Genomic DNA, 11,782 nt, shown 5'->3' with positions numbered 1-11,782 from the left:
GCTAACGTTGATGAATGAACGACCGGGCATATCACCCGATCCTGCGGCCCCGGCGGGGCGAGCTGACCGCGCTCGCGCACCTGTCGGCCGAGGAGATCGGCCGGGTCACGCCCATCATCGAGCTGGAACCGGCAGCGAGCATCCTGCCGCTGGTGCGGGAGCTGCGGCCGCGGACACCGGAGATCGCCGTCGACTTCGGTCACATCCCCGAGCCGGCGGGCGATCCGGAAGGGCTCGCCGAACGGCTGGCGGGGCTCGGGTTCACGATGATTCCGGTGCTCCGGCCGTACGAGAGCGGATCTCGCCTCCTCGCCCACGGCCATGCCGCACGGATGCATCAACGCCGCGCCCTGCTGCGGTTGCGCCCACATGCGGACGCCGGGAATCCGGCGGAGGCCGACACCGTCATCGACCGGATGCTGCGCGCCGCCAAACTCGATTCCGATGACGTCGACCTGCTGATCGACCTGGCCGAGACGGCCTGCCGGGCGCACGCCACCGAGGTGCTGGAACGGGCGCGGCGGGTGCTGCGGTGGGCGCGGGCCGCGCCGTGGCGCTCGGTGAGCATCGCTTCCGGCGCGATGCCGCCGAACCTCGACGATCTCCCGACGGACCGGCCGGTGCCGGTGGACCGGCTGGACGCACGGGTGTGGGCACGGCTCGGCGCACCCGGCGTCGGATACGCGGACTACGGGGTCACCTCGCCGGTGCGGAGGTACGGGGTTCAGAACCACCGGCAACTGCCGACGCTGCGCTACACCACCGACGACGAGTGGTGGATCTACCGCTGGGCGCGGCGCGGCGGCCGCAGCGACGACCGCTGCCACGACCTGTGCCGGGCCCTGGTGACCTCGCCCCGATGGCCCGCGGCCGGCGCGCGGTTCTCCTGGGGCGACGCCGAGATCGCGAAACGTGCCAGGACCGCGCGGGGCGCCGGGAGTTCCGCCAGCTGGATCGCATGGAGCACCTCGCACCACATCGCGCACGTCGTGCGGAGCCTGCCGGAGCCCTGAAAAGTGTCGTACGGTTGTTCTAATGTCGCTTACGGCTGCCCTGGCGTACGCCCGGCACGGCATCCCCGTCCTGCCGGTGCACACGCCTGACCTGGGTGGCGCCTGTTCCTGCGACAGAGGAGCCCGATGCGAGCGTCCCGGCAAACACCCCCGGCTCCGGCACGGCCTGACCGAGGCGTCGACCGATCCCCATCAGATCCGGCTGTGGTGGACCTTCTGGCCCCGGGCCAACGTGGGGCTGCGCACCGGCGTGGTGATGGATGTGGCCGACGTGGACTCGCCGGAGGGCTGGCGCGGGCTGCGCCACGTGCTCGGCGGCGACACCCCGGCCGGCCCGCAGGTGCGCACCGGCAGTGGCGGGCGGCATCTGTGGTTCCGCCCGACGGGTTACGGCAATCGCGTCCGCCTGCTACCCGGCGTGGACTGGCGCGGAGCGGGGGGCTACGTGCTGGCCCCGCCGTCGAGACACGCCAGCGGCGCGGTCTACCACTGGATCCGGCGGCCCGCGGTGACCCTGCCACCCGGTCCGCCACGGCTGCGGGAGCTGATCGCGGGCCCGCCGCCCCCGCCCGCGGGAGGCCCCGCCCGCACCCTGACCCATCCGGACCGTTACGCGGAGGCGGCTCTCGACGCCGAGGTCGGCCGGGTGGCCCGCGCCGTCGAAGGCACCAGGAACGACACGCTGAACCGGGCGGCGTTCGCGCTCGGCAGGCTGGTCGGCGCGGGCCTGCTCGACGAGGCGGAGGTGCGGTGGGAGCTGACGGCTGCGGCGCTGCAGGCGGGGCTGGGGTGGTCGGAGATCCGCGGCACCCTCCGGTCCGGCCTGACGGCCGGCCGCCGGCAGCCCTTCCACACCCCTCCCCCACACGCCGCCTGAGCCGCCGGCCATGCACGCCCACCCCGGCCGGCTCTCAGTGCACCGCCTGAGCCGCCGGCCATGCACGCCCACCCCGGCCACCCCCGGCTGGCTCAGTGTTGTCTCGAGCGCCTTGAGACAGCAGCCACGACCAGCCGGACAAAACCGCAACCGGCCGGGAGCCGCCGCACGTCGGGAGCCGCCGTAGCAGTACCAGCCGCTCGCGGCCTGCACCGTCGTGCTTCCCGCACATGGTTGATCGGGCGGCGCACGGAGCGCTCGGAGACCGGCACGTGGAAGCAGGGGGCTCGGAGCCGTGATCAGCGGGTGGGCTCGTGCGGGACTTGTCGTCCGTTCGGGCGCGGGAAACGGATGATCGGGCCTCCGGGAGAACGGGCTGATCGCCGGTAACCTGGCGAGCGGAACGGCCGGGGGGCGATGTGCTTCAGTGGGACGTGATCGGCGGCGCTGACCGCGATGTGCTCACCGACCCGCTGCGTCTGCGGTCGGTGCGGCGGATCGTCGGTGGCCCGCTGCCCGACGACGCGTTCGACCGGGTGGCGATGCTGGTTCGCACGCTCGTCGACGCGCCGATGGGTGCGGTCTGCCTGGTCGATGCCGAACGGCAGGTGCTGGCCGGTCAGGCCGGGGTTCCTGATCCGCTGGCCTCGGCACGGGAGATGCCGCTCACCCACTCGTTCAGCCGGCACGTCGTCGCGGCCGGCGCCATGCAGATCATTTCGGATGTGCGCACCGACCCGCGGATGCGGGACAACCCGGCGATCCACGAGGTCGGGGCCATCGCGTACGCGGGTGCGCCCATCACCGACCCGGACGGGCTGGTCGTCGGCACTCTCTGCGCCATCGACCAGGAGCCCCGGGTCTGGACGCCGAGTGAGATCGCCCTGCTCAGCGAATTGGCCGAGGTCTGCTCGTCGGAGGTGTGCCTGCGGATCGCCCGGGCCGCCGCGGAGGAGGACCGCCGGGCCGCGGAGGACGCCCGCCGGGCCGCGGAGGACGCCCGCCGGGCCGCGGAGGACGCCCGCCGGGCAGCCGAGTCGGCACACCACCAGCTCGAGCTACTCGCTCAGCTCACCGAGTCGCTGGCCGCGACGATGGACGTGGACGAGGCGATGCGCCGGCTCTGCCGGATCGCCACGGCCGCTCTCGCCGACTGGTGCGTGGTCGCGGTCGCCGAGGGGCCGGCCGGTTCGGCCCGGGTCGCGGTCGCCGACGGACCGGCCGGTTCGGCCCGGGTCACGGCCGCGCACCGCGATCCGGCCCGGGCCGGCGACATGGAACGACTCACCGCGACGGCCACCGGTTCCCGGGCCGACCTGCGGGCGATGATGCTCGCCGTCCGTCGGGCCGGCCGCACGGTACGCACCTCGAACGGCGACGCCGACCTGCGGAGCCGGATCTCCGACGCCGACCTGGCCGCGATCACCGCCCGAGCCGGATTCGGAGCGTCGATGATCGTCCCGATCGTCTCGCCGGTGCGACGGCGCCCGCTCGGGGCTCTTCTGCTGGTCAAACGACCGGAACGGGAGGCGTTCACCGCCTCCGAGGAGTGGACGGCGGCGGAGATCGGCCGCCGGGCCGGCCTGGCCGTGGAGAACAGCCGCCTCTATCGGGAGCAGCGGCATATGGCCGAGGTTCTGCAGCGCAGCCTGCTCACCGAACTACCGGCCATCCCCGGGATCGAGCTGCACGCCCGGTACCTGCCGGCGCAGGACGGCGCGGCCGTCGGCGGCGACTGGTACGACGCCTTCGCGCAGCCGGACGGCAGCGTCATGGTCGCGGTCGGCGACGTCTCCGGTCACGACATCGAGGCCGCGGCCGGCATGGGACAGTTGCGCAATCTCGTGCGCGGCGACGCCTACGGTCGCAACGACGAGCCCGGCGAACTGCTCACCGCCCTCGACCAGGCGCTCTTCGGCCTGCGGGTGGGGGCGTCCGCGACCATGGTGCTGGCCCGGGTGCGGCGGTCCCGGGCCGGGTACACGGTCGGTTTCGCCAACGCCGGGCATCCGCCGCCGCTGCTGCTCCTGCCGGACGGCAGCGTCGAGGTCTGGTGGGTTCAGCCGGAGCCGCTGCTGGGGCTGCTCCCGTACGAGCCACGTACCACCACGCAACGTCACGTCCCACCGGGCTCGACGCTGGTCCTCTACACCGACGGCCTGGTGGAGGATCGCGAGCAGCTCATCGACGACGGTATCGCCCGGCTCTCGGCAGTCCTGGGCGACGCCGCGGGCCGCCCCACCGACGACCTGTGCAACCACCTGCTGGCGGCGGCCCCACGCCGCAGCGACGACATCGCTCTCCTCCTCATCCACCTGACCTGAACCGGATCGCCACGACGACCTTCGATCCCACCCCGTCGCGATCCTGCACGAAGCCTTTGGATCGAAGATCAGGTTCGAGTGTCCGTGTCGGACGGGTGCGCCGGGGAGACGGGATCAGCGGCGAACGCCGGCTCGACGCTGACAACCGAATCCCGGACCGCGGCGAGATCGCCGCCGAGAGCCGGATCGACCGCGGCCCCGGCCGGCGAGACAGCGGAGTCCGGATCCGCGACGGGGACGGCCAGGAGAGCAGCGGCTTCCGGCTCTGCTGTGGAGACGGCCGGAGGCGAAGCGCCGTCCGGAGCGAGGACGGGGACGGGCGGAGGCGAAGCGGCGTCCGGAGCGAGGACGGGGACGGCCGGAGGCGAAGCGGCGTCCGGAGCGAGGACGGGCGGAGGCGAGGAGGCGTCCGGTTCGGCGGTGGGGGCGGCCTGGTCCGGGGGCGGGTCGTAGGTCGGGGGGCCGCCGTGGGTCCAGGGGGTTTCGGCGGGGTCGGGGAGACTGCCACCGGGGCGGTACGCCTCGCTGAGGGTGGTCAGGATCAGGCGTTCGCCGACGGTCGGGACGCTGCCCGGCTCGGCGACGAGTCTGCGGCCCATTCCGCCGGACAGTTCGAGGAGGACATCGTGGCCGTCGCCGGCCGGGTTGATCGAGATCACCCGGGCTTTCTGGGACGGGCGGGACGGGGAGGTCAGGGAGGTTCCGGGTTCCACGCGTACCGGCTCGGTGGTGTGGACCATGATCCGGGGCCGCAGGACCGGCCGTTTGCCGCTGTCGTCGACGCGGTCCGGATTGGCGAGGGTCACGACGCCGGCGAAGGCAGCGCCGGACAGCCGGTATTCGGCCAGGACCAGGGGGTCGTCGAAAGCGCGCTGGACGGCGTACCGGGCGGCCGCGTTCTCCAGTCGTTGCAGGCGTGCGGCGGCGGCGACCGCGCCGTCCCGGCGGGGTTGGGGCGGGCCGCCTTCGGCGAGGTTCTGGGCGAAGGCGGTGAAGGCGTCCCGGTCGGTGTCCCAGCGCAGCGGCACCCGGTCGCCGGCGGGGAGGCGGCGGAGCAGGGCGAGGGTACGCCACATCCGCTCCCATGTCGGCAGGAGCAGGTCGTGCAGCACCCGGGGTAGCGCCGGGTCGGAGCGTTCGATCAGCGGGGCGAGGACCCGGTTGTCGAAGTCGGGGTCGGTGGCGGGGCCGGCGACCGGGCCGTTCTCGGCTTCACGGGCGGCTTCGGCACCGGATTCGATCCAGGCGAGCTGGACTGCGAACTGGGCGTCCTCGGCGCTGCTCTGGCCGGTCACCCAGTGCAGTCCGAGCGCCTGTATCGCGTTGACCAGCAACGATGATCCGGGGACTTCGGCGCTGTTGGCGAAGAACGTCAGCCAGCGGCCGAGCAGCGGGACCGCGGGCGGCACCGGGTGCTCGCCGTCGATCTTGAGGAAGCGGGTGGAGCGGCCGAAGAGCCGCAGGAAGTCGGCGCCGCCCGGGTTGGGCACCCAGATCTGCGGGGCGTCGACGTAACGCTGCCGCACGTCCTTGCCCCGGTCGATCGGCACGTCCTCGGTGTCGGTGGCGAACGAGTCGAGGTACGGGACGAGGAGGCCGGCGAGGTCGGCGGCGAAAGTGAAACGGTCGTCCCGGTTCCGCGGCTGCGCCACCGTGAGCAACCGGGGCCGGGCCGGGTCGGTGCCGGCCATCGCGGCCAGCGGCGCGTTCGCCTCCCCTGCCATGGTCAGCGGGATCAACACCATCGGGTGGTCATGAAGGTGCAGGTGGCGGACGGTGGCGACGGGCTGCGCGCGGCCCGCGACGACGGCCTGCGCCCGCGCCAGCGCGGTCAGAGTGCTCACGACACCACCAACGAGCGCGAGCGGCGGCGGGAAGACGCGCGCGAGCGGCCGAGGGAAGACGCGCGCGGGGGACCGCAGGAAGACGAGCGCGAGCGGCCGGACGAGGGCGGGCCGGGGAGAGAGGGCCACGCGGTGGGCGTACCGGGAAGGGGTTTCAAGAAAGGGCCTCGGACCGCAACCGCAACGCTGCCTGGAGCACCGCCGCGGCCTCGGTCTGCTCTTCCGAGGGCGCCATCCGCCCTTCGGCGAGGGCCAGCACCTCCTCGACCGATTCGATGCCGCCGAGGGCTTCCCGGACGGTCCGGCCGAGCGCGCCCGTGCTGCCGGCCGCCTCGCTGCGGCAGTAGACGGAGAGTTCGCAGGCGGACAGGCACTCCGGGGCGTAGCGGGCCTCGATGTGACCGAGTGCGGACACCAGTTCGGACGGTTCGAGGGCCAGGTCGAAGGTGAGGCCGGCGGGCAGCGCGTCGACCAGGGTGGTGACGCTGGCGAGGCGGGACAGCTGGCGCCGCAGGGTGGAGAGCTGTTTGCGCACGTCGAGGACGACGGCGACGGGCTGGAAGCTGAAGTTGCGCGGGCAGACCAGTACGACCTCGTGGCTGACCAGGGACGGATCGTGGCCGAGCCGGGTGAGGAGGGCGCGCAGGGCGAGCACGTAGACGGCGGCCTGCACGGCGGCGGCGGACACCTTGGCGCTCTCCGCCTGGTCGTCGATGATCGCGAAGGATTTGATCTCGACGACCTGGAGGCGGCCGTGGTGGGCGTACGCGATCAGGTCGGGTTCGAGGTAGACGGTCTGACCGGCGATGTCGAGGGTGAGCAGGGGGTGGTCGATCAGGGCGGCCCGCGCTCCGGCGAGCAGGTCGGCGGTCCGGGCGGACCGGTCGCCGAGGGTGCCGTCGCTGTCCTCGCCGAGGTCGGTGTAGTCGAGGTCGTCCCGCACGTCGAGGACGGACCGCAGCAGGGCGCAGTCGTCGGCTTTGAGCATGGCCTCGAAGGCGTTGCCGCGGGACAGGGCGAACCGGGACTGCCCGAAGCTGCCGGGGAACCCGATCCGCTCGGCGAGTCCGGTCTTGTCGACGCCTGCCGCGTCGAGGACGGCCCGGCGGTTGCAGCCGGGATTGCCGGTGAGCGCGGCGATGGTCCGCGCGTTGTGGCGCTTGGCCCGCCCGGAGCCGCGCAACTGGTCCAGCCTGCTGCTCTGTGACATAGGGAATCGACTTTAGATCTTCCACCGAGCTGCGGCAATTCACCCACGAGAGGTGAATAAATCGCACATATCAGACACAAACCCGTCTACGCGCTACGTTCGGGACATGCCGAAGGCCATCTGGAACGACGAAGTGATCGCCGAGAGCGAAGACACGGTGGTGCTCGAGGGCAATCACTACTTCCCTCGCGCCAGCGTCCGCGGGGACGTGCTCGTCCCGTCGGAGACGCACACCGTCTGCCCCTGGAAGGGCAAGGCGTCCTACTACTCGCTGCGGGCGGACGGGCACACCGCGCCGGACGCGGCCTGGTTCTACCCGGATCCGAAACCGGATGCCTCCGCGGTCCGCGACCGGGTCGCGTTCCGCAGAGACGTCCTGATCCAGGCCTGACGACACCGGGGGCCCGCTCACGTGATGCGTGGACGGGCCTCCTCGATCGTCTTGACCTCGAGATAATCCAGCATGTCCCGCTGCTCCGCCGGCTCCAGCGCGGCGAACGCCGCGTACGCCTCCTGCCGCGCGTGTGCCGTCTGCGCCGCCAGCAGCGCGATGATCGCCTGCCAGGCCAGCGACACCCGGTCGAAGAGCCGCGCCTGCCGCAGCGACGTGAGCCGCGACAGCATCGCCACCTTGGTCGCCGCGTCGTCGTCCAGCGCGACCCGGTCGCAGAGCTCGAACAGAGCCTTCCCCCGATAGGGGTGCTCCGACTCGATCATCCGGGCCAATTCGGCGTTGCCCATCCGGTCGACCGGCGGGGCCGGCCCTCGGCGCGGCAGCGACGCCCCGGTCTCACCGGGCACGACTGTCGCGCCCACTCTCGAACCCGTTGCCCGGCGCCTGGTGCGGCAGCGTCGGAGTGTGGTTGAAAGTCGGGAACTCCGGCGCCGGCATCACCGGCTCCTCGACGTCGACCGACTGCACGTCCTCGCCGCCAGCGACCGTCCGTTCACCATCCAGCACGTTTCGTCCTCCGTTACCGACTCGCCGTGATGAAGTCCCATGAGATCACGCCCGCGCAAACCCCGCGAGCACCCGCTTTGGTGACTCCCGGTGGTCACCCGACCCGACGACCGCCGTAACCTTCAGGCAACGGATCGATGGGTACGAGCGGACCCGAGGAGGTAGCGGTGCACGCGGACCCGGACGGCGACGAGCCCGAGGAGTGGCGCTCCGTGATGATCGACCTCTCCGCCGTCCCTCTCCCGGACCTCGTCGAGCAGGACGGCTCGGCCCTGGTCCGCGCCGTTCGCCGGGTCACCGGTGACGCCGCGCCCGGCGAGCCGATCGCCGGCTTCAACTCCGCGCTGTGACGGAGATGACCGTACAGCCCTTCCGGCTCGGTGACACCGCCTTCGCCAGGCTCGGCGCCGGACGGCCCGACGGGGACACCCTCGGCGCGTTGCGCCGGGCCGAGCACAGCCGGTCACTGCTTCTCCTACGGGAGGTGCGCCGCCAGGTTTCCGACACCCCTGCGTGGTACGCCGCCCAGCTGGCCACCGCCCCCGAAGAGGCGGCACGCTGGGTCACCGATCCGATGACCGCCCTGTGGGCCGCCCACTGTCTGCGGTCCGGCCCGTGCGACCCCGGCCCGCGCGGCCCGCACGTGCTGACCGTGACCCGAAACGGCCTGCCGCTGACGGTCCGGCTGGAGGACACCGACCCGATCCGGTCGCGGCTCGGCCTCACGCCCGCTCCCCCGCTGGCCGCCGACCAGGCCCGCCGCTGGCACGAGCTCCTGGACCGGGCGTGGGAGCTGCTGGCCGGCCGGCACCGCCCGGCCGCCGAGGTCCTGGCCGCCGTGCTGCGGGTGATCGTCCCGGTGCTGCCGGATCCGGTCGCCGAGGGCATCAGCGCCACCTCGGCGGAGGCGTTCGGGGCGGTCGCGCTGTCCGCGCCGGCCACCCCGGACGCGCTGGCCGCCGGGCTGCTCCACGAGACCCAGCACAGCATCCTGAACGCCACCCACCTGCTCTTCCCGCTCGTCGAGCCGGATGGTCCGCCGGGTTACTCGCCGTGGCGCGACGATCCGCGGCCGGCGTTCGGGGTGCTGCACGGGGCGTACGCCTATCTCGCGGTGACCCGGTTCCGCCGGTCCGCGCCGGGGGCCGCGGCGGCGTTCGAGTTCGCCCGCTGGCGCGGCGCGGTAGCGGAGGCGGCCGAAGCGCTACTCACCGGCGGGGAGCTGACCCCGGCCGGGACCCGGTTCGTCACAGCGCTGCGCGACGAGGTGACGCCGTGGCTGGACGAGCCGGTCGACCCGGCGATCCAGCGGCTGGCCGACCTGGCGAACGCCGACCACCGGGCCCGCTGGCGGCTGCGCAACCTCGCCGTCGACGACGCGGACACGGCCCGGCTGGTGGCTGCCTGGGACGCCGGCTCGGAGCCGCCGGAGATCACCCCGGTGCTGGTGCCGGGCGGCGGGCGGGCGCTGGAGAACAGCCCCCGGCTGCCGCTGATCCGGGCGGTGCTGCACGGGTCGAAGCCCGGGGACGGCGCGGATGCCGCCACGGTGCGCGGCGACGACAGGGCCGCTCTCCCGGCGTACGAGAAAGGTCGTGACTGGGGTGGCCTCGCCCTCGTCTCTCCGCATCCGGCCCTGCGACGCCGGCCGGAAGTGGTGCGCGCCGCCGCCACCGCTCTTCCGCAAGCGCCGCTGAACGCCCTGGCCGCCTGGCTGTCCTGACCGAACCCCGGCTGATTCCCACGGCTGCCTCGGCTTCCCGGAGACAGCAGTGAGGAGCAGCCGCCCGGACAGCTGTCGCGGCGCCCGGAGACAGCGGTGAGAACCGGCGGCCCGGATAGCTCAACCACGACCGGCCGGGACCGATCTGACTCCCCGGAGGTGGATCGTGGGCCGCAACGCTCTCTGGGACCGGGTACGGATCGTCGTCGACGACACCGTGACGCTCGCGTCGCTGGTACTGCTCGCCTGGCCGGTGGCTGATCCCGGACAGCCCTGGGGGCTGACCGGCCGCATCATGCCCCTGCTGGCGGCATTGTGTCTGGGTCTGGCGGTGGTGCTGCTGGACACCCGCCGCGGCGTGCTGCGGCTGGTGACGGTGGCGGCGGCGCTGCTCGTGGTCGCCATCCGGCACCTGAGCGGTGATCTGGCTCCGGGCGCGCTCTGGCTGCTGCTGCTGATCGGGGCCGCCGGGCTGCTGCGGCAGTTCCTGGGCAGCCGGATCGACCCGGACCGGAACCGGCAGCAGACGCTGCTGGCACAGCAGGCCTTCCGGGACCCGCTGACCGGGATCGGCAACCGGCGGATGTTCGTCGAGTACGCCGAGGAGGTTCTCGCCGAACCGTCCCGGACCAAGACCGCGGTGATCGTGGTGGACCTGGACGGGCTGAAGGATGTGAACGACGTCCTCGGCCATGCGACCGGCGACGAGCTGCTGCGTGCCGCGGCCGATCGGCTGTCGGTGAACGTGCGGGCCAACGACACCGTCGCCCGCCTGGACGGTGACGAGTTCGTGGTGCTGTTGCCCGGCCTGGAGGACGAGCAGGCCGCGGTCGCGGTGGCCGAGCGGGTGCTCACCGAGCTGCACCGTCCACTGCAGGTGGGCGGGATGGAGCTGAACATGCGGGCCAGCGCCGGGGTGGCGATCACCGACGGCGGCGACGGGCTGGACGGGGTGCTGAGGCGCGCCGACCAGGCCCTGATCCGGGCCAAGCGGGACGGCGGCGGGGTCGCCCGCCGGTTCGACCCGGTCCTGTTCGCGAAGGCCGAGCAGCGCCGCCTGGCCGAGCAGGATCTGCTGCGCGGCCTGGAGGCCGGTGAGTTCGAGGTGCACTACCAGCCGATCGTCGACCTGAACCAGGGTGGCATCACCGTCGGTGTGGAGGCGCTGGTCCGCTGGCGTCATCCGGAGAAGGGCCTGGTCCCGCCGGCGCTGTTCCTGGAGCTGGCCGAGCAGCTGGGCCAGGTGCCCCGGCTCGGCGGCTGGGTCCTGGAGGAGGCCTGCCGGCAGGCGCTGACCTGGCAGGGCCGGTTCCCGGGCTTCGAGATGAACGTCAACCTGTCCGCCTCGCAGCTGAGCAACCCTCGCCTCGTGGACGAGGTGCGGGAGGTGTTGCAGCGGACCGGGCTGCCGCCCCAGGACCTGGTGCTGGAGCTGACCGAGTCGGTGGCGCTCACCGATCTGGTGGAGTCGGCCCGGGTGCTGAGCGCGCTGAAGGACCTGGGCGTACGGATCGCCCTGGACGACTTCGGCACCGGGTTCTCGTCGCTCAGCCACCTCAGCACCCTGCCGGTGGACGTCGTCAAGATCGACCGCTCGTTCGTGCAGGCGATGCCGGAGACCGGCGGCGCCTCGGTGGCCGAGGCGGTGCTGCACATCGCGCGCACCTTCAACCTGTCGCCGGTGGCCGAGGGCGTCGAGGACGAGGGCCAGGCGGAACGGCTCAAGGAGCTGGCCTGCGGCCGCGCGCAGGGGTACCACTTCGCCCGGCCGATGCCGGCGGTCGACGTGACCGAGCTGCTCGACAAGCAGTCGGCGCAGGTCTGGTAGGC

At 73.0% G+C, this 11,782-nt stretch carries 10 protein-coding genes and 1 pseudogene; 7 read left to right on the top strand and 4 right to left on the bottom strand.

The genetic code is table 11. From position 1 onward, the window contains the following. Positions 1-14 precede the first annotated feature (14 nt). The 3 genes from Aut01nite_RS05790 (at position 15) to Aut01nite_RS05780 (ending at position 4,214) form a co-directional block, all read left to right on the top strand. Positions 15-1,013, top strand: coding sequence for a beta family protein (locus Aut01nite_RS05790; protein ID WP_083998462.1), 999 nt, complete (start codon positions 15-17; stop codon positions 1,011-1,013). Positions 1,014-1,035: 22 nt separating this feature from the next. After that, a complete protein-coding gene (locus tag Aut01nite_RS05785) occupies positions 1,036-1,890 on the top strand; it encodes a bifunctional DNA primase/polymerase (RefSeq protein WP_043521956.1) in 855 nt (284 codons plus the stop codon). Between the two features lie 419 nt (positions 1,891-2,309). Further along, a complete protein-coding gene (locus Aut01nite_RS05780) occupies positions 2,310-4,214 on the top strand; it encodes a SpoIIE family protein phosphatase (RefSeq protein WP_052163129.1) in 1,905 nt (634 codons plus the stop codon). A gap of 440 nt (positions 4,215-4,654) precedes the next feature. Here Aut01nite_RS05780 and Aut01nite_RS05775 read toward each other — a convergent pair. After that, positions 4,655-6,058: pseudogene (locus Aut01nite_RS05775) on the bottom strand (hypothetical protein); the annotation flags it as partial. A gap of 154 nt (positions 6,059-6,212) precedes the next feature. Next, on the bottom strand, positions 6,213-7,268 hold the full coding sequence (locus Aut01nite_RS05770; protein WP_043521957.1) for a hypothetical protein: 1,056 nt from the start codon (positions 7,266-7,268) through the stop codon (positions 6,213-6,215). 106 nt (positions 7,269-7,374) lie between these two features. Between Aut01nite_RS05770 and Aut01nite_RS05765 the strand changes: the two genes are divergently transcribed. Next, the gene (locus tag Aut01nite_RS05765; RefSeq protein WP_043521958.1) at positions 7,375-7,659 is read left to right on the top strand and encodes a DUF427 domain-containing protein; all 285 of its coding nucleotides are present in this window, start codon (positions 7,375-7,377) and stop codon (positions 7,657-7,659) included. Positions 7,660-7,676: 17 nt separating this feature from the next. Here Aut01nite_RS05765 and Aut01nite_RS05760 read toward each other — a convergent pair whose 3' ends face one another. Beyond that, positions 7,677-8,084, bottom strand: a complete 408-nt coding sequence (locus tag Aut01nite_RS05760) for a hypothetical protein (RefSeq protein ID WP_236642484.1) — start codon at positions 8,082-8,084, stop codon at positions 7,677-7,679. Next, positions 8,059-8,229, bottom strand: a complete 171-nt coding sequence (locus Aut01nite_RS05755; protein WP_161790573.1) for a hypothetical protein — start codon at positions 8,227-8,229, stop codon at positions 8,059-8,061. The genes Aut01nite_RS05760 and Aut01nite_RS05755 overlap by 26 nt, the downstream gene beginning before the upstream one ends. A 167-nt stretch (positions 8,230-8,396) precedes the next feature. On the opposite strand from Aut01nite_RS05755, the gene fxsA reads away from it, so the two are divergent. From fxsA to Aut01nite_RS05740, 3 genes are all read left to right on the top strand, one after another. Continuing rightward, positions 8,397-8,579 carry an FxSxx-COOH cyclophane-containing RiPP peptide gene (fxsA, locus tag Aut01nite_RS05750; RefSeq protein ID WP_236642485.1) on the top strand — a complete coding sequence of 61 codons (183 nt, stop codon included), beginning with the start codon at positions 8,397-8,399 and terminating at the stop codon, positions 8,577-8,579. Between the two features lie 5 nt (positions 8,580-8,584). Beyond that, positions 8,585-9,952 carry an aKG-HExxH-type peptide beta-hydroxylase gene (locus tag Aut01nite_RS05745; RefSeq protein WP_043522209.1) on the top strand — a complete coding sequence of 456 codons (1,368 nt, stop codon included), beginning with the start codon at positions 8,585-8,587 and terminating at the stop codon, positions 9,950-9,952. A gap of 166 nt (positions 9,953-10,118) precedes the next feature. Continuing rightward, the gene (locus Aut01nite_RS05740) at positions 10,119-11,780 is read left to right on the top strand and encodes a putative bifunctional diguanylate cyclase/phosphodiesterase (RefSeq protein WP_043521962.1); all 1,662 of its coding nucleotides are present in this window, start codon (positions 10,119-10,121) and stop codon (positions 11,778-11,780) included. Positions 11,781-11,782: the final 2 nt, after the last annotated feature.

Origin of the sequence: Actinoplanes utahensis, assembly GCF_016862455.1 — a bacterium.
GTDB lineage: Bacteria > Actinomycetota > Actinomycetes > Mycobacteriales > Micromonosporaceae > Actinoplanes > Actinoplanes utahensis.
Note: the sequence above shows the minus strand (reverse complement) of the source record. Positions and strands in the feature narration are given on the sequence as shown.

Excerpts from the sequence above, each read along its gene's own strand:
- Aut01nite_RS05785 (WP_043521956.1), top strand. The coding sequence starts at position 1,036 with ATGTCGCTTACGGCTGCCCTGGCGTACGCCCGGCACGGCATCCCCGTC.
- Aut01nite_RS05770 (WP_043521957.1), bottom strand. The coding sequence starts at position 7,268 with ATGTCACAGAGCAGCAGGCTGGACCAGTTGCGCGGCTCCGGGCGGGCC.
- Aut01nite_RS05790 (WP_083998462.1), top strand. The coding sequence starts at position 15 with ATGAACGACCGGGCATATCACCCGATCCTGCGGCCCCGGCGGGGCGAG.
- Aut01nite_RS05765 (WP_043521958.1), top strand. The coding sequence starts at position 7,375 with ATGCCGAAGGCCATCTGGAACGACGAAGTGATCGCCGAGAGCGAAGAC.
- Aut01nite_RS05745 (WP_043522209.1), top strand. The coding sequence starts at position 8,585 with ATGACCGTACAGCCCTTCCGGCTCGGTGACACCGCCTTCGCCAGGCTC.